Annotated in this window: 15 protein-coding genes; 11 read left to right on the top strand and 4 right to left on the bottom strand. The window is 50.6% G+C overall.

The features are described from left to right. Positions 1-358 precede the first annotated feature (358 nt). The 8 genes from EXY25_RS11595 to EXY25_RS11560 all read left to right on the top strand — a co-directional run bounded on the left by EXY25_RS11595 (position 359) and on the right by EXY25_RS11560 (position 13,212). Positions 359-1,141 carry a DeoR/GlpR family DNA-binding transcription regulator gene (locus tag EXY25_RS11595; RefSeq protein WP_130566900.1) on the top strand — a complete coding sequence of 261 codons (783 nt, stop codon included), beginning with the start codon at positions 359-361 and terminating at the stop codon, positions 1,139-1,141. A 36-nt stretch (positions 1,142-1,177) separates the two neighbouring features. Next, positions 1,178-3,013 (top strand): glutamine--fructose-6-phosphate transaminase (isomerizing), encoded by a 1,836-nt coding sequence (gene glmS, locus EXY25_RS11590; RefSeq protein WP_130566899.1) that lies wholly within the window; start codon positions 1,178-1,180, stop codon positions 3,011-3,013. A gap of 238 nt (positions 3,014-3,251) precedes the next feature. Beyond that, positions 3,252-4,664, top strand: a complete 1,413-nt coding sequence (locus EXY25_RS11585; protein ID WP_130566898.1) for a PTS mannitol transporter subunit IICBA — start codon at positions 3,252-3,254, stop codon at positions 4,662-4,664. A gap of 156 nt (positions 4,665-4,820) precedes the next feature. Next, on the top strand, positions 4,821-5,363 hold the full coding sequence (locus tag EXY25_RS11580) for an MltR family transcriptional regulator (protein WP_130566897.1): 543 nt from the start codon (positions 4,821-4,823) through the stop codon (positions 5,361-5,363). Positions 5,364-5,817: 454 nt separating this feature from the next. Beyond that, positions 5,818-7,776 carry a PTS mannitol transporter subunit IICBA gene (locus EXY25_RS11575; RefSeq protein WP_130566896.1) on the top strand — a complete coding sequence of 653 codons (1,959 nt, stop codon included), beginning with the start codon at positions 5,818-5,820 and terminating at the stop codon, positions 7,774-7,776. Between the two features lie 77 nt (positions 7,777-7,853). Beyond that, a complete protein-coding gene (locus EXY25_RS11570) occupies positions 7,854-9,020 on the top strand; it encodes a mannitol-1-phosphate 5-dehydrogenase (RefSeq protein WP_130566895.1) in 1,167 nt (388 codons plus the stop codon). 23 nt (positions 9,021-9,043) lie between these two features. Then, positions 9,044-11,617, top strand: coding sequence for a phosphoenolpyruvate--protein phosphotransferase (gene ptsP / locus EXY25_RS11565; protein ID WP_207232158.1), 2,574 nt, complete (start codon positions 9,044-9,046; stop codon positions 11,615-11,617). A 272-nt stretch (positions 11,618-11,889) separates the two neighbouring features. Then, on the top strand, positions 11,890-13,212 hold the full coding sequence (locus tag EXY25_RS11560) for an ATP-binding protein (protein ID WP_130566894.1): 1,323 nt from the start codon (positions 11,890-11,892) through the stop codon (positions 13,210-13,212). A gap of 321 nt (positions 13,213-13,533) precedes the next feature. Here the strand turns inward: EXY25_RS11560 and EXY25_RS11555 are convergent, their stop codons facing one another. Beyond that, positions 13,534-14,532 (bottom strand): calcium/sodium antiporter, encoded by a 999-nt coding sequence (locus tag EXY25_RS11555; RefSeq protein ID WP_130566893.1) that lies wholly within the window; start codon positions 14,530-14,532, stop codon positions 13,534-13,536. 280 nt (positions 14,533-14,812) lie between these two features. On the opposite strand from EXY25_RS11555, the gene EXY25_RS11550 reads away from it, so the two are divergent. The 3 genes from EXY25_RS11550 to EXY25_RS11540 are packed head-to-tail and all read left to right on the top strand — an operon-like array spanning position 14,813 to position 18,628. After that, positions 14,813-15,835, top strand: coding sequence for a Fe(3+) ABC transporter substrate-binding protein (locus tag EXY25_RS11550; protein WP_130566892.1), 1,023 nt, complete (start codon positions 14,813-14,815; stop codon positions 15,833-15,835). A 29-nt stretch (positions 15,836-15,864) separates the two neighbouring features. Then, positions 15,865-17,505 (top strand): ABC transporter permease, encoded by a 1,641-nt coding sequence (locus tag EXY25_RS11545; RefSeq protein WP_207232157.1) that lies wholly within the window; start codon positions 15,865-15,867, stop codon positions 17,503-17,505. A gap of 1 nt (position 17,506) precedes the next feature. After that, positions 17,507-18,628, top strand: coding sequence for an ABC transporter ATP-binding protein (locus EXY25_RS11540; RefSeq protein ID WP_130566891.1), 1,122 nt, complete (start codon positions 17,507-17,509; stop codon positions 18,626-18,628). On the opposite strand, the gene EXY25_RS11535 is transcribed toward EXY25_RS11540, so the two are convergent. From EXY25_RS11535 to EXY25_RS11525, 3 genes are all read right to left on the bottom strand, one after another. After that, positions 18,629-19,255 carry a bifunctional 4-hydroxy-2-oxoglutarate aldolase/2-dehydro-3-deoxy-phosphogluconate aldolase gene (locus tag EXY25_RS11535; protein WP_130566890.1) on the bottom strand — a complete coding sequence of 209 codons (627 nt, stop codon included), beginning with the start codon at positions 19,253-19,255 and terminating at the stop codon, positions 18,629-18,631. A gap of 230 nt (positions 19,256-19,485) precedes the next feature. Continuing rightward, positions 19,486-20,772 (bottom strand): 4-aminobutyrate--2-oxoglutarate transaminase, encoded by a 1,287-nt coding sequence (gene gabT / locus EXY25_RS11530; RefSeq protein ID WP_130566889.1) that lies wholly within the window; start codon positions 20,770-20,772, stop codon positions 19,486-19,488. Positions 20,773-20,789: 17 nt separating this feature from the next. Next, the gene (locus tag EXY25_RS11525; protein WP_130566888.1) at positions 20,790-22,241 is read right to left on the bottom strand and encodes an NAD-dependent succinate-semialdehyde dehydrogenase; all 1,452 of its coding nucleotides are present in this window, start codon (positions 22,239-22,241) and stop codon (positions 20,790-20,792) included. Positions 22,242-22,336: the final 95 nt, after the last annotated feature.

Below are 22,336 nucleotides of genomic sequence, written 5' to 3'. Positions count from 1 at the left end.
ATGAAGTAAAATTGTTAAATATCAATAGAATAATATCATTCCATTTATTCAGATCCAGAATATCGAGTAAACGCATCTAAGCCTGATATCCACCGAAAGCAGAAAATGCCGCTTTTAAGCGGCTTTTCTATATGTGACCAAATCATGCGGCTTCAATATGCTTGCCATGGCAGAAACACATAGTGCTAAACAGTCGTAACTTTATTTAGCCAATCGAAAGATCCCCTTTACTCAACACCAACTATAATTGCTTTCTAATCGCCATTTTAGAGCTTCAACTTAAACTCAAAAGTTTCGTTTGACCCAATAAGTTTCGAATTGGTATAGTCGCAGCCCCAAAAACGAAACATTAGGTGTTATGTCTAAACGCAATACACAAAACCGCCGACACCAAATCGTTGCCCAGCTGCAAGCGCAGGGTGAAGTCAGTGTTGACCAACTCTCCAAAGAGTTTGATACATCCGAAGTCACTATCAGAAAAGATCTGAGCGCATTGGAGAAGAGCGGTATATTGCTGAGACGCTACGGTGGCGCCGTGCCTTTACCGAAAGACCTGATCAGTGACTCAAGTGAAGCAGACGATCAAAAAATTTCGAAACAAAAGAAACCTATCGCTTTGGCTGCTGCGGCGCGTATACGAGATCACAACCGGATAATTATTGATAGCGGCAGTACCACGGGCGCGCTCATTCCCGCCCTGAATTCGAAACAAGGCCTAGTGGTGATGACGAACTCAATAAAAGTCGCCAACGCCTTACTTGAACTGGAAAACGAACCCACGCTGTTAATGACGGGCGGCACCTGGGATCCGCACTCAGAAGCATTTCAAGGCCAGGTCGCTGAGCAAGTCCTCAGGGCTTACGACTTTGATCAGCTATTTATCGGTGCGGATGGCATTGATCCGGAACGCGGCACAACCACCTTTAATGAGTTAGTCGGTTTGAGTCAGCAGATGGCTGAAGTCGCACGAGAAGTCGTGGTGTTAATCGAATCAGACAAAATCGGTAGACGGATCCCAAATTTAGAGTTGCCATGGAGCAATATCGATACTTTGGTTACCGATGCCGACATATCACCACAAATAAAAGCAGATATTGAACGCCATGGTGTCACCGTCGTTTGTGCCACGATGGATAGATAACCTAACAACGAATATGAATTTTCTGGAGAATCGAACATGTGTGGAATCGTAGGTGCCGTAGCGCAACGAAACGTAGCTGAAATCTTGGTAGAAGGCCTGAAGCGTCTAGAATACCGCGGGTATGACTCAGCGGGCATCGCCGTACTAGATGCCAATGGTGAACTACAACGCGTACGCCGCTTGGGCAAAGTGAAAGAGCTAAGCGACGCTGTCACGGCCACCGCGACCAATGGCCCTATCGGTATTGCGCACACCCGTTGGGCAACCCATGGCGAGCCAAGCGAAGTTAACGCCCACCCGCATATCTCCAGCGGCACCCTATCCGTCGTTCATAACGGCATTATCGAGAACCACAATGAGCTGCGTGAAATGCTTCGTGACAAGGGCTATAGCTTCGCATCGCAAACCGATACCGAAGTGATTGTGCACCTGGTTCATCACGAACTAAAAACCGCCAGCAACCTACGCGAAGCGGTGCAAAAAGCAGCAACGCAACTCGAAGGCGCATACGGCACGGTAGTATTGGACAAAAATGACCCTGACCGTTTAGTTGTTGCACGCTCAGGTAGCCCGCTGGTTATCGGCTACGGTATCGGCGAAATGTTCTTAGCCTCTGATCAGCTGGCTTTGTTGCCTGTTACCCGTCGCTTCAGCTACTTGGAAGAGGGGGATGTCGCAGAGCTTACCCGTGGCGGTGTAGAAGTTTTTGATATTAATGGCACACCTGTTCAACGCGAAGTGATTGAATCTGACGTAGAGCATGATGCCGGTGGCAAAGGCAATTTCCGCCACTTTATGGAGAAAGAGATCTTCGAACAGCCAGTGGCATTGCAACAAACCCTGGATCAACGTGTATCTACGAGTGGCGTCAATATTGACGCTTTCGGCGAAGGCAGTGAGACACTGCTTTCCAAAGTAGAACATGTACAGATCTGTGCATGCGGCACCAGCTACAATTCAGGTATGGTGGCCCGCTATTGGTTGGAAGCGATTGCCGGAGTGACCTGTAATGTTGAGATCGCTTCAGAGTTTCGCTATCGCAAATCTGTTGTGCGCCCCAACAGCTTATTTGTCACCCTGTCTCAGTCAGGTGAAACCGCAGATACCCTCGCCGCATTGCGCCTAGCAAAAGACATGGGTTATATGTCTAGCTTAGCCGTATGTAATGTACCGGGCTCTTCTTTGGTACGTGAATCAGACCTCGCCTTCATGACCAAAGCCGGCGTAGAAATTGGGGTAGCTTCCTCTAAAGCGTTCACCACGCAATTGGTTGCGCTGTTGCTACTCACCTTGGGCATCGGCCGTTTGCAAAACAAGATCACGGCAGAGCGCGAAGCGGAAGTGATCAGCGAGCTGAAAGCCGTTCCCGCCAAAGTGGAACAACTGCTGCGTGGCTCTAAAGCCATTGAGGCCTTAGCCGCTGACTTTGCAGATAAACAACACGCATTGTTCCTAGGCCGTGGTGACCAATACCCCATCGCGATGGAAGGCGCACTGAAGCTTAAAGAGATCTCCTACATTCATGCCGAAGCGTATGCTGCAGGTGAACTCAAACATGGTCCATTGGCATTGATCGACGCAGAGATGCCGGTGATTGTGGTAGCACCTAATAATGAGCTGCTGGAAAAACTGCATTCAAATGTAGAAGAAGTACGCGCCCGTGGTGGCCTGATGTATGTATTCGCAGACAAAGATGCGCAATTTGTCAGCGACGACACCATGCAAGTGCTGGATGTTCCTCACTGTGACGACTTGGTCGCGCCGATCCTCTATACGGTACCGCTGCAACTGCTGTCCTACCACGTCGCCCTGATCAAAGGCACCGATGTCGACCAGCCACGCAACCTAGCCAAGGCTGTCACCGTGGAATAATCCACCAAAACGAGTCATGCAGATGAATAGCCGGGCCATGCCCGGCTATTTTTTTGCCTAAAATAGCTAACAACGACCCGCGCATGGCAGCAAATAGCATTCACGAATGAGAGCTAACGCACGGAAGCTTAAAGTAACTTGTTGAAACATAGCTTATTTGAATTATCACAAATTGCCATGAAGGTTTGAGGGCTATGCTCTCATCTGCCTCTACAGTAATTAGTTGCGGAAGTTAGACATGCTCAACAGCACGACAAAGACTCGGATCCAATCCTTTGGCCGTTTTCTCGCAAATATGATCCTACCTAACATAGGTGCTTTTATTGCGTGGGGCTTCCTGACGGCGCTGTTCTTACCTTCCGGCTGGTTTCCCAATGCCTCATTCGCCACCTTGATAGACCCCATACTCACCTACCTTCTGCCTATCCTCATTGGCTATACCGGGGGTAAATTATTGGGTGGTGAACGCGGTGGCACCGTCGGTAGTATTGCAACACTAGGCGCGATAGTCGGGGCTGAGATGCCGATGCTGCTGGGGGCGATGATCGCCGGCCCCATTGGCGGCTGGACAATTAGACGTATAGACAAATTGCTGGAAAACCGTGTCAAAAGTGGCTTTGAAATGCTGGTGGCCAACTTCTCTGCAGGTATAACAGGCATATTGCTGGCACTGTTGGCCATGGTTGCCATTGGTCCGGCAGCCTCTGGTCTTTCGACAATGCTTGCTGATGCTGTAAAGCTATTAGTAGACAATAACCTGTTACCACTAACGTCACTGTTCGTTGAGCCCGCAAAAGTACTTTTCCTCAACAACGCCATTAATCATGGTGTGCTTTCTCCCTTAAGCATGCTGGAGGTCAAAGAAACAGGTTACTCCATATTGTTTCTAATAGAGGCCAACCCCGGTCCGGGTTTAGGGGTACTGTTGGCCTATAGCTTATATGGCCAAGGCATTAATAAGCACTCAGCCCCGGGCGCCATGGTTATTCAGTTCTTTGGCGGTATCCATGAAGTCTACTTCCCTTATATTTTGATGAACCCGCGTTTGGTTTTTGCAGTAATAGCGGGGGGCGCTTCAGGCGTTGCCACACTAAGTATGCTGAATGCAGGCTTGGTAGCCCCAGCATCACCTGGCAGCATTATTTCTATTCTTGCGATGACACCCAAAGCCAGTTTCCTCGGTGTTGTATTGGCTATCGCCGTATCAACAGCTGTATCGTTTGTGATTGCCAGTATATTGGTTAAACATACTTACAAAGCGAACAACGACACAACCGCTACCGCAATGAACACAGCGAGTACCGTGCCAGCTTCGCCAGAGCAAACACCGCCCCTTGGCGGCGCAGTCCTGTTGCCTATGACCGGAATTAAAAAGATCACAGTCGTTGCACAGCAAGATACAGATGCCGGTTTACACGGCGCATCACTGCTTAAACATAAGGCATTAGCCATGGGACTGGAGTTAGATGTGCAGCATGTACCTATTGAAGCTTTGCTCGACGATACAGACCTAGTGATTGCAGAGAAGAGATTAACAGAGCGTGCCATTAGCCAGTCCCCCTCTGCAAAGCATGTTTTTGTTGCTGATTTAGCGGAAGAAGATATTTATAACCAGCTGATTAAAAATCTAGCCAACGGATCCGTAGGTTGACCATGAAACACGACCTGACAAGCCGAGTAAGAACGGTATGATAGCCCTTTGCCAGCTGACAATTGTCGAAGCATCTTGCATACTTGCGCGCTTAATATTCAACTGTGTCGATATTCGGCACAACACAGTCATTAAACACTGAAAACATAGACTTAAATGCCAACGCTTACGGTTCCAATTAACGAAAACGAATCAATCCCCTTAATGGAGGCGATCACCCGCCTACCCACATTGCGGGGATGCCTAGCGTTGATAATGGATCAGCTCGATGCATTGCTACAAACGGGACTAGAAGCCGCATTTCAAGGAACCGACGATTCCACCCGCTATGTCACCGCGCCCTTACTCGCGCAGGAAGGGCCGCTGCATGATTCACTACTCAAAGCGCGCCTACTTGTGGCTTTGGGCAAGCTAGAGCCTGAGGTGTTTGCCGATATCGAACACCTAACCCAACTGAGGCAGCAACTGTTTAACTCACCAGAAGAGGTCGGTTTTACGTCTGCCATAGCTCTCAATGGGCTCGCATCTTTGCATCACTTCGACTCTATGCTCTTACAACAATTTGAAATGCGTATGCAGAACATACCTGAAGAGCCTGAGCTACGTGAACAATATATTGCCACGCTGGAAAATAGCATCCGTTCGGCACTCGCATTAGCCATTAACGCGATCGCGCAAAAGCTCATCACCTCTTCTTAATGAGGTCTTCCGAGTCAGTCACTCAGATAACTGAATCGCCCCCTCTTTAGTCCCCCACTTCAGTCCATTTCTTCTGCAACAGCGTCAGGCTTGTTAGATATATGTAACAGATAAGGCTCCTTTGTCGCCAATCTGCACGCCTGTACAGAAAACAAACACCCCAAATCATCACCTAAACACTGGAAGACCCAAAGACAAAAAGAGATCTATATCACACAAAAATAGCGACACAGAAGTGGCCAATCGCTGTGATCCAGTTCAAATATCACTTTTTCTATCTGTTTTTGTGATGCAGATCTGCATGATTTTTCTTGCCACGAATTTTACGCGTGATGGTTGTCACGTTTATTTTTTAACCAATAGTCAATTATGAGCCTACCCAATTAAGGGGCATCGACAGTGAAACATTGACCATCGATGACCCAAACAGAAGAAATGTTGCAGGTAGGTTAATATGCTAAATGCCAATACTAAAGTCCGGGTGCAATCCTTCGGACGCTTCTTAAGTAACATGGTGATGCCCAATATCGGTGCCTTTATCGCATGGGGTTTCGTCACCGCCCTTTTCATTCCAACCGGTTGGTTACCCAACGAAACACTGGCCACATTGGTTGGCCCAATGATCACCTATCTCCTGCCACTGCTGATCGGTTATACCGGCGGTAAGCTCATCGGCGGCGACCGTGGTGGCGTTGTCGGTGCAGCCACTACCATGGGCGTCATCGTCGGCTCAGATATGCCGATGTTTATGGGCGCGATGATGGCTGGACCGCTAGGTGGCTGGGCTATCAAGAAGGTGGACGCGTTCTTGGAAGGCAAAGTCAAAAGCGGCTTCGAGATGTTAGTAAACAACTTTTCAGCCGGCATTGTGGGCATGTTACTCGCGCTGGTAGCACTCATGGTGATTGGGCCAATTGCCACGGGTGTTTCTAATACCCTCGCCGCCGGCGTTGATCTGTTGGTGCAAAACAACTTATTACCACTGACTTCGGTACTGGTTGAACCGGCCAAGATCTTGTTCCTGAATAATGCGATCAACCATGGTGTGTTTTCTCCTCTCGGCATTCAGCAGTCTAGCGAAGTCGGCCAGTCAATTTTCTTCCTAATTGAAGCAAACCCAGGTCCGGGACTCGGCATACTGCTTGCGTACACTCTGTTTGGGCAAGGCAATGCTAAACAGTCCGCGCCGGGTGCTGTCATTATTCATTTCTTCGGTGGAATCCACGAAATCTACTTCCCTTATGTACTGATGAACCCGCGCCTGCTCATCGCTGTCATTGCCGGTGGTGCAGCCGGTGTTGCCACCTTAACTATGTTCAATGCGGGTCTTGTCTCTCCGGCTTCTCCTGGCTCTATTATTGCTCTGTTAATGATGACGCCGAAAGCAAGCATTATTGGCGTGCTGTTATCCGTCGCGGTATCCACTGCAGTGTCATTCTCTATCGCCAGTATTTTTGTCAAACAAGCTGCTGCTGAAGACGATGGCGAAGATTCTCTGAATAAAGCCGCAGCACAAATGCAGGGCATGAAAAAATCTGCAAAAGGCCAAGTGCCAGCTAGCATCTCTGCTGAAGTGAAAACCCCCGATACAATCAGCACGGAAAGTATCCGCAAAATCATTGTGGCTTGTGATGCCGGCATGGGCTCAAGTGCCATGGGCGCCACTGTCCTACGCAAAAAAGTACAGGCACAAGGGCTAGATATTACGGTTAAAAACCTGGCCATTAACGACCTGCCTGCAGATATTGACATCGTCGTCACCCATCAGGATCTCACCGAGCGCGCTGTGCGCCAGTGCCCTTCAGCACAGCACTTGTCACTGTCTAACTTTATGGACCATGCGTTCTACGACCAACTGGTTGATCGTCTGACTCAATCTGATGGCGACAAGAATGGCGAAGTGGTTACCCCGATAACAGCTGCGAAAGTAACTAAGCCGGTGTTCCCTTCTGACACTAGCCCACTCACCATCAACAACGTGTTTATCGACCTACCGACCATGGGCCGAGAACAAGCAATCCGTTTAGTTGGCGAGAAGCTCCACAATGCTGGTTTTGTCGATGCAGAATATGCGGATGCAATGATCGACCGTGAAGCTCAGGTTTCTACCTATATGGCGAATGGTGTCGCTATCCCTCACGGCACGTCCGACGCAAAACACCGCGTAAAACAAACCGGCCTCGTCGTTTGCCAATTCCCTAACGGTATCACCTACGGCAGCGAAGGCGAAAAAGCCTACCTACTTATCGGCATCGCAGCTAAAGGCGATGAACACATGAATGTGCTGGCATCACTCGCCGACATCATCGGACACGAACGACTCATGCCGGTGCTCGCCACCACTGACAGCAGCACGCTGATCTACAAAGTGCTATCTGGCGAATCAGCCTACTACCTGGCCGAAAGCGCCTAACAAAACAACCTTTTAACTAAACCAACTTATTGCCAATTGTTGGCGGCTAAGCCGTCAGCGACAGAGGAGTATTACCTATGAAAAACTCAACTCAAGCACTTCATTTTGGCGCAGGAAACATCGGCCGCGGCTTTATCGGCAAACTTTTAGCTGACGCAGGCATCGCCGTTACCTTCGCAGATGTTAACGACACGGTGGTTAACGCTCTCAAGGAAAAGAAACAGTACACGGTTGATGTGGTAGGCGAAAAATCCGAACAATGCCTGGTCACTGGCGTTGATGCACTCCACTCAATCACTGATGATGTGCCAGCCAAAATAGCCACCGTCGATATGATAACCACAGCCGTAGGACCAACGGTTTTAAAGATGGTAGCACCAGCTATCGCCATCGGTATCGTACTGCGCCAAGAGCAGGGCAACAAAACCCCTCTCAACATTATCGCCTGTGAAAATATGGTGCGCGGTAGCTCGCAACTTAAAGAGATGGTTTTAGCCGAGTTGTCCAAAAGCCAGCAAGCATATGTCGCGAGATATGTCGGCTTTGTTGACTCAGCCGTTGACCGTATAGTGCCACCGACAGAAAACAGCGCCTCAGACCCTCTCCGTGTCACCGTAGAAACATTCAGTGAATGGATTGTCGACCAAACGCAGTTTTGCGGAGAGATCCCCAATATTCCAGGCATGGAGCTGACCGATCAGCTACTGGCCTTTGTCGAGCGCAAACTGTTTACCCTCAATACGGGTCATGCAACCACGGCCTATCTCGGCATGTTAAAAGGCTATGCCACGATCGCTGAAGCCATCAACGATCACGATATTGAACAATCTGTACGCAACACCATGGCGGAAAGCGGTGAAGTACTCATTCGTCGCTTTGGTTTCGATACCCAGCAGCATGCGAATTACATCAACAAGATCATTCAGCGTTTCCGCAACCCCCACTTACATGACGAAATTGTACGTGTGGGCCGTCAACCCATTCGCAAACTGGGCGCCGACGATCGACTGATTAAACCGTTGGCGGGCACGTTGGAGTACAACGTAGCGAACGACAATCTGGTTCGCGCTATCGCAGCGGCATTTTTATATGAGAACAATGATGACGAACAAGCAGTGGAAGTGCAGAACATCATTCGCCAACAGGGGATTGATTCCGCGGTCAGTCGCTTTACCAGCCTGACGCAAAACAGCCGCCCCTGCCAGTCAATCGTGCAATCTTATCAGCAGCTGCAAGCAGCATAACTTTAGAGCAAGAGGAAACGACCATGATAAACAATACGGCTACTTCCTTAGTTGAAATGGATCTTGCAGCGCCTGTGCACGGACATATCGTCCCCCTGAGTTCGGTACCCGATCCTATCTTTGCAGAAAACATCGTCGGCGCCGGGATTGCCGTGGAAACCGCCATTACAGACCAGCCTCAAATGCTGGTGGCTCCCTGTAGTGCAAAGGTTTCCATGCTGCACCCACATAGCCATGCTGTCATGCTAACAACAGAAACAGGTCAAGAGATCCTGCTTCATATCGGCATAGATACGGTACTGCTAAAAGGTGAAGGGTTCACCCCGCAAATCAAAGTGGGCGATACCGTTGGCGCGGGCGAGAACCTGATCGAATTCAATGCTGCCATCGTCGCGCAGCGGGCAGCAAGCCTACACACCATGATGGTCGTCACCAATTCATGCAGCACAAGCACCATGACCAACGAGACGGGCCGGGTAACAGCGGGGGCGCCATGTTTGCGCTTAGCGTATAGCCGCACAGCATTGCCTAAAGTCAAATTGGATAGACAGCAGGAAGTGTTGACGTCTGAGGTCGTTCTACTGCCAAATCCAGCAGGACTGCACGCACGTCCCAGCGCTAATCTCGTTGCTGAAGCCAATAAGTTTAATGCCGAGATCCAGGTTCTGCTTGGCGACCGGAAAGCCAACGCACGCTCGCTGGTTTCTCTTCTTGGTTTGGGAAGTCGACTCGGCGACGAGATCCGCGTGCAGGCTTCAGGGCCGGATGCCGAGGAGGCGATCATCCAACTAAGCCAAGCTATCCGCAATGGCCTTGGCGAAGCGTGTGGCAAAGCACAAAGTTGTGCAGCAACTAACGCAACTCCTCTACAAGAAGAACAACCACTTTTAGGCCAAACCAACGACGATCCGAATACGCTAAGTGGCGTAGCCGCATCGCCAGGTTTAGCCATTGGCCAAGTTTTTCAGCTGGTAGAAGAAACCTTTGAGTTTGCAGAGCAAGGCACTGACGTCACGACTGAACAACAGCAGTTAAGTGATGCGATAGAGAAAGCCAAGCAACAGCTGCAAACATTAAAAGCGGATGTCATCTCCCACGGAAGTAACGAGCAAGCGGCTATCTTCGATGCACACCGAGAACTGCTCAATGACCCAGAATTGACCAACTGCACGGCAGAGAAAATTACCCAAGGCAAATCGGCGCCCTTCAGCTGGCAGCGCACTATTCACGGCCAATGTGAGATCCTCTCACAATTAGATAATGCCGTGATGGCTGGCCGTGTGGCCGATCTGGAAGATGTCTGCAAACGCGTATTGCGGATCCTGCTGGCGATGCCGGAACCATCTCTGACACTGCCAGAAAACACCATTTTGGTGGCGCGAGATCTGACACCGTCGATGACTGCCAAACTGGATACCAACAAAGTCGTCGGATTTGCCACTACCGAAGGTGGTTCATCCAGCCATTCAGCTATTCTTGCCCGCAGCATGGGTATTCCTGCGGTTGCTGCCACCGACGACAAGGCGCAACAGTTAGAGAATGGCACCAATGTGGTACTTGATGGGTTCAAAGGTACTTTAAAAACCAATGTATCAGACGAGGAAATACTGAAAATTCGTCACCAACAGGAACAAGCGGCCACGCAGGCCAAACAGGATTTAGCCGCCAAAGATAAGCCCGCGATCACTTCTGATGGGCATCAAATAGAGATTGTTGCCAATATCGGCAATCTCGGCGACTCAGAGAAAGCGATGACGTTAGGCGGCGAAGGCGTTGGCCTGCTGCGCAGCGAGTTTTTGTTTCTGGACCGCCAAACTGCGCCCAGTGAAGAGGAGCAATTTGAGACCTACCAGCAAATCGTTAAGTCTCAAAACGGTCAACCGGTGATTATTCGCACCCTCGATGTAGGCGGCGACAAGCCATTGGATTACATGCCGATGCCAGCAGAAGAAAACCCGTTTTTAGGTGAGCGCGGGATCCGTATAGGCATAAATCGTCCTTCGATATTGCGCACACAAGTACGAGCGATATTAAGAGCCGCCAAAGAAAACCCAGAAAGCACGGTTCGTATCATGTTCCCAATGATCTCTACCATCGAGGAGTTGCGCGCAGCCAAAGCTGTGGTGATAGAAGAAGCCAATAAGTTAGATGTCAGCAATTATGAGGTGGGCATTATGGTGGAAGTGCCCTCCACTGCCGTCATGGCAGACATCTTCGCCCGAGAAGCGGACTTCTTTTCGATTGGCTCTAACGATCTCACCCAATACACGCTGGCGATTGATCGCGGCCACCCGAAACTGGCGGCACAGGTAGATGGCATTCACCCTTCAGTACTGCGCTTGATAGAAATGACCTGCAAAGGCGCTCATAAACACGGTAAATGGGTAGGCGTGTGCGGCGGGATAGCATCCGACACCCAAGCCGTTCCCCTATTGATTGGCCTCGGCGTTGATGAGCTTTCAGTGAGCGTCCCCACCCTGCCAGCGATAAAAGCACAGGTGCGTGAGCGTTCGTTAAGTGATTGCCAATCACTGGCGCAACACGCACTCACACTGGAAACGGCGGCAGAGGTGAGAAACACCAGCCCAGTGCGCTGAAACTATTTCTCGACGGAACGCGCGCAACAATTGAAACGTCGCTGATACCAGCGGCGTTTTTTTGTTTTCACACCCAATAAGAATAGCGAATATGCCCTGTCTACGCTTGCGCAACATCATGCGCCAGCCAATACCCAACATGTATCCCACTCGGTTTTATGCGCATTAAAAAGAGAGAACCCACACTTTAATGCGCATAAAAATGCGTAAAGTTGCTTTTTTATGCGCATTAAAGTGTAATAAATAGAGTAAAACATGCTCATGGGAAGACGATGCAGAGATTATTGCTCGAAAAACTACTGCTCTGGAAAGCCAAACCAGCGCGTAAACCCCTGCTGATTGATGGTGCCCGCCAGACAGGAAAAACCTACCTGCTGCAATCCCTGCTGGGAGATAGCTTCGAGCATGTGCTACGCGTTGACTTTCTTGAATCACCCGAAATGGCCGAGGCCTTTGCTGGTTCATTGACGCCAGAAGAGGTAATAGTCAACCTTGAGTTACTCACTGGCGAACAATTTAATCCCATCACAGACCTACTGATCCTCGATGAAATCGGCGAATGCCCACGTGCCGTCACGGCGCTCAAATACTTTGCCGAAAAAGCACCACAAATGTATGTGGCCGCCAGCGGCTCCAACATTGGGCTACTGAATGCTTTCCCGGTAGGCAAAGTCGAGCAACACAACCTGCGTCCACTTACCTTCCGCGAGTTTCTAATCGCCTCTGGTGAAACAACGCTTAGCAAAGCATTTGCAAGCCAAGCAAACTCAGCCGCCGCCCACAGTAAACTGTTCGACAAACTCACTGACTACTATTTTACCGGCGGCATGCCTGAAGCGGTACGGATCTGGTTTGATATGAAAGAGCACAGCATTATTGAACGAGTGCAGGCCGTTTCAAACCTCCATAGCGATTTGGTTTCCGGTTACCAACGAGACTTTGGTAAATATTCCGGCAAAGTAGACGCAGGCTTGATCGAAGCCGTATTTAGCAATGTGCCATCGCAACTCTCTTCCGTCATCGACGAATCGGTGAAACGGTTTAAGTTCAAAGGGATCCATGAACGAAAATCACGCTACAGTGAGCTAGAAAGTGCCATCACATGGCTGGATAAATGCCGCTTAGTACTAAAGAATTACCCTATTGATGGCACACCACGAAACCCGCTCGCTGCATATCAAAAACAAAACATGGTTAAATTATTCATGTTTGATGTTGGGCTGCTTAACCATATGCTGGGTGTCAGCTACAGAGAAATCAAACAGCAGGGCTATGAATATAAGGGATTCGTCGCGGAAAGCTTCGTGCAGCAAGAGTTTGCAGCACAAGGTATCGACCCCACTTTCTCTTGGGGCGATGCCCGCGCAGAAATCGAATTCATCGTCGCGGATGACCAAGGCAACATCATCCCCATCGAGGTGAAAAGCGGCAAACGCACCAGAGCTAAATCCCTACAGTCCTACATCAACAAATGCGCGCCAAATAAAACAATAAAACTGACAGGAACACAAGGATCATCCCCAGTAGAACGGCACAACATTGTGTTGCCGCTCTACTACAGTGAATATGCTATTAGTCGTCATTTGAAGCGGTGATTTGATCTGGTATTTCTAGGCACCACGCTAAGCGAGTAAAATTGCCTAACGAGGTAAACAATGACATCTAAAACTACCCGCAAAACTTATACCGCCGAATCCAAAACCGATGCGATCAAAAGCCGAGGACAGAGACACCCATCCCTCAACAGCTCCAAATTATCTCCAGTGAGCAGGCTTCACACAACAGGCGTATGCGCGCATTAAGACGTGTATTAATAATACCTTATCGCTAATCCCAATTACGCTAACGGGAACATGTAATGCGCAAGGACTAAGCTTCCATCATCACGCGGCACGCTAACATGCATAGAGAGATAGCTACTGCGCCATCAAGGCATAGGTGATGTAAGAAATATAGGTGACCACCAGCAAGGCACCGACGGGCTTGCCTAGTGGACGCCCTTTCAGAGCCAGTCCCAGCACAAACAACAATGCTGTCACCGCGAAGTTAATCAAGATGACATTGTTCAATGCCAGATCCAGCGGGATCGGCATGATTAACGAGGTGGCACCTAAGGTGAAAAATATATTAAAAATATTTGAGCCGAGGACATTCCCCATCACCATGCCAACATCTCTCCGACGGGCGGCAGCAATGCATGCAATTAACTCAGGAAATGAAGTACCGGGGCCGACAATGGCTAAACCGATCGCCTTATCTGAAAGGCCGATGGTGCGCGCCAGGCTGCTCGCACCTTCAACAATAAACTCACCGCCAAATACTAAGCCCGCCAATCCTAAAATGACGTAAATAGTTGCCTTTAGCATGGGGTGAGGAGATTTCTTTTCATCATCGCCGCCGCTGGTCATCCCTTGCTCTTCGGCAATCGCTTGGTGGGAAGCACCAGCACCAGTGACTGCGGCACCGTAGACATAGCGCATAAAGATGGCAAAAAACATCAGGAATAGCAGGCCACTTGAGGCAAACAGTTCGTGATACTGGATCTGGTCAATATAGATCTGGTTACCCGCAATGCCGACGGCGGCAGCAGACAATAGGCAGAGGAACAGATCTTTACTCGCCACATCCTTGGCAATGGCAAGTGGTGCAATTAACGCCACCACGCCGACAATGGCGCAGATATTAAACAGATTACTACCTAATACATTGCCGAAAGCTAGATCCGTATTGCCATTCAAGGCTGCATTAATATTCACCGTAAATTCAGGCATCGACGTGCCAAATGCAACAATGGTGCTGCCGATGACCAATGTGGGTATGTTAAAGCGCTTAGCGATGGCTGTACCACCATCCACCAGAAACTGAGCTCCGTAGACTGCCATTAAGATACCGGCAACTAATAAGACAATATCCATCAACCATGCTCCCTGATGTATGACATCAATAGTTATTTAGTCATTTTTTCATATAGTTAAAAAACTATAGCCATAAAACTAAGCGATAGGAAAGTATCACGCAGAATTGCAGAGCACGACCTAGAATAGAGCAAGAGCTAAAGCTTGTTACAGTCAGCGAATGCGACGGTTAACTAAATGGACTAAGCAAAGAAATATGCTTTTAAGTGCAAATACGAATCGCTATCATAAACCTGTTGATACCACTGCTTACCAGCCACCCAGAGCAATAGGAATACAAATGAACAAGGCACTATTGACCACCACGATCACCCTTTTTCTGCTCTTTTCTGGCTTAGCTCAAGCCGCTTCTAGCGAAGTGAATGTCTACTCCTCACGCAAAGAAGCGCTGGTCAAACCCTTACTCGATAAGTTCACTGCTGAAACCGGCATCAAAGTGAACCTGGTGACCGGCAAGGATGATGCGCTGATCACTCGCCTGCAAAAAGAGGGTAAACGCTCACCGGCAGATCTACTGATCACCGCAGACGCAGGCCGCTTGTATCGCGCCAAACAAGCCAACCTGCTGCAGGTCATCAACAGCGATGCAGTCAATAGCAACGTGCCAGCGCATTTGCGTGATGCAGAGAACTATTGGGTAGGGCTGACGATGCGTGCCCGCCCGATTTTCTATGTTAAAGAGAAGGTGCAAGCCAGCGAATTGTCGACCTATGAAGCATTAACTGCGTCGAAGTGGGCAGGTCGCATCTGTATCCGTTCCTCCAGTAATATCTATAACCAGTCCCTTATTGCTTCAGTGATTGCCGCAGACGGTGAAACCGCCGCCGAAGCATTCGTGACTGGCTTGGTAAAGAACTTCGCGCGCCCACCAGCGGGTGGCGACACCGACCAACTAAAAGCCGCGGCGGCAGGTATGTGTGACATCGCCATCGCCAACACCTATTACTTTGGACGCCTTGCTACCAGTAATAAAGCGCAAGATCAGCAGGTAGTGAATAAACTGGGTGTGTTCTGGCCCAACCAACAAGGTCGCGGCACCCATGTGAATGTCAGTGGTATCGGCATCACCCAAGCAGCCAAAAATGTACCGGCGGCGACCCAACTCATTGAGTTTATGCTCACCCAACAAGCACAGACCTGGTATGCCGAGGTTAACAATGAATATCCAGTGGTCACTGGCGTTGCTCCCTCAGCCACACTTACCAGTTGGGGCGAATTCAAGGCTGATGCCACCAACTTAACCAAGCTCGGTGAGCTCAATCGACGTGCTGTCGAGGTGATGGATCGCGCCGGTTGGAAGTAAGTGGTTTTTATTAGCAGTAGAGAGATAACTTGCTCAGACTTCGAGCCAACAGACTAACTTCTATCGCCTTGCTGGTGGCACTGCTGCTAGCCACGCCGATCTTGGTCGTGTTAGTACAAAGCACCCTTGGCACGGAAGAGGTATGGCGCCATCTGTGGGACACAGTACTGTTCGATTATGTCAGCAACTCTTTGTGGCTGGTGCTTGGCGTCGGCGTCTGTGTGTTACTGCTTGGTGTGCCCGCGGCATGGCTCGTCGCCTGTTGCGAATTTCCATTTCGGCGACTGCTGACGGTTTTACTGCTGTTACCTATGGCGATGCCCGCCTACATCATCGCGTACACCTATACCGGTATTTTTGACTTTGCCGGGCCCGTTCAAACCCTGCTCCGCGATCTAAGCGGACTTGGGTATGGCGAATATTGGTTCTTCGAGATTCGCTCACTTCCCGGCGCCATCATGATGCTGGCGTTGGTCCTCTATCCTTACGTGTTTTTAATGAGCCGGGCCGCCTTTATATCGCAGCCCGGTAATATCTTAGATGCCAGCCGCAGCCTTGGCCTGTCGCCTATTCAGGGATTTTTTAAAGTGGCCCTGCCAATGGCGCGGCCAGCTATTGTCGCTGGTTTGTCTCTGGCACTGATGGAGACTTTGGCGGACTATGGCACGGTGGAGTATTTCGGTATTGCCACCTTTACCACCGGTATTTTTCGAACGTTTTACGGCTTTGGTGATACCGCCGCAGCAGCACAACTGGCGATGTTACTGCTCTCTTTTGTGCTGGTTCTGCTGGTAACTGAAAAGTATTCCCGGCGAAAAATTATCTATTTCAGCGCCGCCGAGCACACAACCAGCAACAACAGGCATGAGTTACGCGGTGGTTGGGGGGCACTTGCCACCCTCGCTTGCGCCATCCCATCGCTGTTTGGCTTTGTTCTACCTGCCGCCATGTTGCTCTTCTGGAGTCTGGGCAGTGAAGAGCTGGCCAGCGCGGCGTTTCCGACCATCGCATGGAACTCTTTTTCCCTCGCGGGTATGGCCGCACTGATCTCGGTGCTACTGGCGCTGATCATGGCTTACGCCCTGCGGATCCATAAAAATACCGTCACCCGAGCCGCGGTGCAGTTCGTTTCAATGGGCTACGCCCTACCCGGTACTATTATCGCCATTGGCGTGCTGGTGGCCTTAACCTGGGTTGACCATCAACTGGTGGCAAGGGTCGAAGCCGCACTGAATCACGCCGGTGCTGATATCGATTTTGGCTTGCTGTTCTCCGGTACTCTGGTGGCGTTGCTATTTGCCTATACCGTACGCTTTTTGGCGATCTCGTTGGGCGCCGTACAAAGTGGCCTGCAAGCAATTAAGCCTAGCCTCGACCAATCCGCGCGAACGCTGGGACATACGCCGGTGCAAGTACTGAGAAAAGTACACTTACCTTTGTTGAAAGGCAGCGTACTCACCGCCCTATTGATTGTTTTTGTTGATGTTTTGAAAGAGTTGCCAGCAACCTTGATGTTGCGGCCTTTTAATTTCAATACCTTGGCGGTACGCGCCTATGAACTGGCGTCAGATGAACGCTTGGTCGATGCCGCGCCAGCATCCTTGATGATTGTGCTGGTGGGACTACTGCCCGTGCTACTGTTAAACCGTTCTATTGCGAAGAGTCATTAGTATGCCTTGTTCAGCGACACCGTCAGCACCCGTATCAGGTTATGTCGCCGCTTCGACTGCGCAGCCAGTGCAGTTAGATCTGCAACAATTGAGCGTCAACTACGGTGATGTTAGCGCCGTAAAGTCGGTCAATTTACAGCTGCACCAAGGGGAAATCGGCTGCTTGTTGGGCCCCAGTGGTTGTGGCAAATCCACTTTGTTACGCACCATCGCTGGCTTTGAAACCCTGCAACAGGGGCGCATTACGATGCACGGCGTGCAACTGGCTGAGCCACAACATCAGCTCCCCCCAGAGCAACGCAAGATCGGCATGGTGTTTCAGGATATTGCGCTGTTCCCTCACCTCACCGTGGCGCAAAACATCGCTTTCGGATTACGCCAGCAGACCAAGCGACAGATCCAACAGCGGGTCTCCGAACTGCTGAAACTGATCGGTTTGCCGGATACCGAAGAGCGCTATCCCAGTTCATTGTCTGGCGGGCAACAACAGCGGGTGGCCTTGGCCAGAGCGCTGGCTCCTAAACCGGATCTGCTGCTGCTGGATGAGCCATTTTCAGGATTAGATGCGACGCTGAAAGAGACTCTGGTGCCGGAAGTTAGACAGATACTGCAGAAAGAGAATATAACCGCGCTGATGGTCACCCATGATCAAATGGAAGCCTTTGCCATCGCCGATCGCGTGGCCATTATGCAGCAGGGAAAAATTCACCAGTTTGATACGCCATACGAGATCTACCATGCTCCGAAAACCCGCTTTGTGGCCGACTTCATCGGTCAGGGGCATTTTGTTCCGGCATTGGCGTTTAATCACTGCGAGATCAAAACCAACTTCGTCAATGCATCACTGCAATTTGAACATGGCTTCGACGTTGAGACCCCAATAGAGCTGCTGATCCGTCCTGATGATCTGGAACATGACGACGACAGTGAGCTCACTGGCACCATCATCAGTAAACAGTTCCGTGGCACCTCCTTCCAGTACGAAATTGAACTGCCTTGCGGCGAACGGGCGCTATGTATCGCTTCAAGCCACCATGATCATGGAGTGGGAGAAGCGATAGGGATCCGGCTGGATCTGCAACACGTGATTTTCTTTGTTAAGGACAACCCCGGCGAGGACTGACTAATCCAGCTGGCTGGTGGCCTTAGCTAAATCAGTGATCCCCTGCCAATCACCGGCTTCAACCATGGCATTAGGGCAAACCCACGAACCACCCACACACACCACATTGTCGAGGGCAAGATAATCAGCGGCATTGGCCTCGCTGATGCCACCCGTTGGACAAAATTTGAGATTGCCAAACGGGCCGGCAAATGCTTTCAACATACCCACACCACCGGCTTGCGCTGCGGGGAAGAACTTGAGCAAATTAAAGCCATACTGCTGCGCTCGCATCACTTCGCTGGGCGTACTGACACCGGGAATTAAAATGAAATTATTGGCAACGGCAGCCTCTGCTAACTGATCAGTCAGCCCCGGTGATACCGCAAAATCAGCCCCTGCGGCTTGCACTTGCAGCAACTGTTCCGCGCTACACACAGTACCGGCACCCACCAGCGCATCCGGCACATCTTGTTTAATCGCCTTAATTGCATCGAGCGCACACGCTGTGCGCAGTGTCACTTCAAACACATTTATGCCGCCCTTCGCCAGTGCCGTTGCCAACGGCACCGCGTCAGCTAAACGCTTGATGACCATGACCGGCAATACCGGATAGGTGCGGTCAATCAGTTGTTGCATCTTGTCCATGTCAGATCCTCATATCCCGTTGTAAACCTTTAGCTTATGCCACGTCGTCAAGCTGAAAATCCAATTGCCGTTGGATCGCCTGCGCCACTTTCATGCCAGCCGTTATCGCCCGCCGCGGGGAGATAAAGTTCACTCTGGACATCAGAGTAGGCTGTCGAATACCGCTCAGTCAACAGCCAAAATACCGTCTGCGAACTGGGTTTTCAGCTTATGCATCGCGCCAGATTCAACTAACTAGCGCGATGAATGATCAAGGTTCGCAGCACCTCAATCACCCGGTTCAATCCCTCTTGCAACACCTCAGGTTCGATAGTCAATGGCGGCAGAAAGCGAATAACATTCCCTTTCACGCCGCAGGACAACAGGATCACTCCCGCATCACAGGCTCTGGCGACTAACTGCTTGGTCAGCACCGGATCAGGGGCGCCATCAAGGGTATTAAACTCAATGGCGACCATGGCACCAAATGCTCGTACGTCGGCCAACTGTTGCACTTCCTCTCTGAGGGCACTAAAACGATTATGGATAGCTTCACCGATCGCCATCGCTTTATCGCAAAGCTGTTCCTCATCGATTACCTTCAGCACTTCTAAACCAGCGACGCAGGCTAACGGATTTCCGGCATAAGTACCGCCGAGCCCACCGGGCTCTGGCGCATCCATGATCTCGCTTTTACCCACCACCGCTGACAACGGAAAACCACCCGCGATCCCTTTCGCTAGCGTCATCATGTCTGGCTCAATACCTAGCTTGTCACAGGCAAACAAGGTGCCGGTACGGGCAAAGCCGGTCTGGATCTCATCACAGATCAGCAAAATGCCATGCTCATCACAGAGTTTACGCAATGCCTGTGCCCACGGCGCAGGAGCAGCGTAAAAGCCCCCCTCTCCTTGCACTGGCTCAAAGATGATTGCGGCCACCCGGCTCGGCTCAATATCGCAGGCAAAGATCTCCGCCAGCGCCTGCAAACTCTGCGCTTCGCTAATACCGTGCAAGGCATTTGGGTAGGGCGCATGAAATATTTCAGCCGGAAAGGGGCCGAATTTATGCTTATAAGGCACATTTTTTCCGGTCAAGCCCATGCTGTAATGGGTACGGCCATGGAAGCCGCCTTTAAAAGCGATAACGCCGCTACGGCCAGTATATGCCCGGGCGATCTTAATGCTGTTTTCAACCGCCTCGGCGCCAGTGCTAAGAAAAATACTCTTTTTCGGCGTATCCCCCGGCGCCCGTTGATTCAACTGCTCCGCTAATGCCACAAACGCCTCATAGGGAGTGACCATGGCACAAGTATGAGTAAACAAATGCAGTTGCTGCTCTACGGCGGCGATCACCCGCGGGTGACAATGCCCTGTATTATTAACCGCGATACCGGCACCCAAATCAATAAAGCGCCTACCCTCTTGGTCCCAAAGTTCAGCATTTTTTGCCTTAGCGACAAACACTGGGCAGCTATTTCCCATTCCCCGTGCGATAGCTTGGTTCTTGCGCGTCTGCAGCGCCGCATTTGCACTCATCTGCTACTCCCCAACACTTAGTGAAGTGATCCCATACAGAGATATTTGATTTCCATGTACTCATCCAATCCCTGATGACTACCTTCGCGACCCAGTCCGGACTGCTTTACACCGCCAAATGGCGCAACTTCAGTCGAGATAATCCCTTCATTGATCCCCACCATGCCGTATTCCAGTGCGGTCGCGACCTGCCAAATGGTTCCAACATCCCGACTATAGAAGTAACTTGCTAGGCCGTAAGGGGTGTCATTACAGATGGCGATCAGCTCATCCACCGTATCGAAAACACATATCGGTGCCACCGGCCCAAAAATTTCTTCATGAAGAATAGGATTACTATGGTCGACATCAACTAACACCGTCGGCATGAAGCAGCTCTTAATTTCGCCATGCCGTTTACCGCCACAAACGATCTGCGCACCAACAGTGACCGCTTGTTCCACCATCGCTCCGACTTTTATCAGCGCCGCCTCATCAATCAACGGGCCGATTTCGACACCGGCATCGAGGCCGTTGCCCACCTTCAGTTTGCTTACCTCAGCAACGAATTTACTCACAAATTCATCATGCACAGTACGGGCGACATAAAAACGGTTGGCACAAACACAGGTTTGACCGGCGTTACGAAATTTGCTCTCCATTGCACCTTTCACGGCGGCGTCGATATCGGCATCGGCAAACACCACAAACGGTGCATTACCGCCCAACTCCAAAGACAAGCGTTGCAGTTGCGACGCACTTTGCGCCATTAAGATTTTGCCGACCCGGGATGAACCGGTAAAAGAGAGCTTTCGAATATCTGGATGATGACAAAACTGTTCACCGACCATCGCTGCATCATGGCTACAAACTAGCGCAAACAGCTCCCGAGGGATCCCCGCACGATAGGCCAACTCTGCCACGGCATAAGCACACAGCGGTGTATTGACCGCCGGTTTACAAACAAATGCACAGCCCGCTGCCAGTGCCGGCGCAGCTTTACGGGTGATCATCGCAATGGGGAAATTCCATGGCGTTATCGCCGCAGCCACACCGACCGGTTGCTTCAGTGTCAGTAGTTGTCGGCCATTCACTGGGGCGGGTATGACATCACCATACGCCCGTTTGCCTTCCTCACTAAACCACTCGACAAAGGCAGCACCATACTTCACTTCGCCTCTGGCCTCTGCCAGAGGCTTGCCCTGCTCCAACGTCATGATCAGGGCTAAATCGTCTTCCGCCCCTAGGATCAAATCAAACCAGCGCCGTAACAGAGTACCGCGCTGCTTGGCGCTTTGTTTCGCCCATGCCACTTGTGCCTGCTTCGCCTCAGCGATCACCCGCTCAATAGTCGCCGCCGAATCATCTGTGATCGCACAGAGCTGCTGACCGTCCAATGGGTTGCTGATAACGATCTCGTCCGACTGACTGCCCGGCGTAAACGCCCTGTTTAATAGGCTGGGGTCACGCAGGTTTTCTATCCATTTCATGGTGATACCCTTCTACACATAATGAGTGAGCACTCAATCACTTCACCATTGCCATCCGTTAGCTAAGGCGAATGACTCAGCTAACATCAGGTAAT

The organism is Corallincola spongiicola (assembly GCF_004284785.1).
Taxonomy (GTDB): Bacteria; Pseudomonadota; Gammaproteobacteria; order Enterobacterales; family Neiellaceae; genus Corallincola; species Corallincola holothuriorum.
The sequence above is the reverse complement of the archived record's forward strand: the minus strand, read 5'-3'. Positions and strand labels throughout refer to the sequence as shown.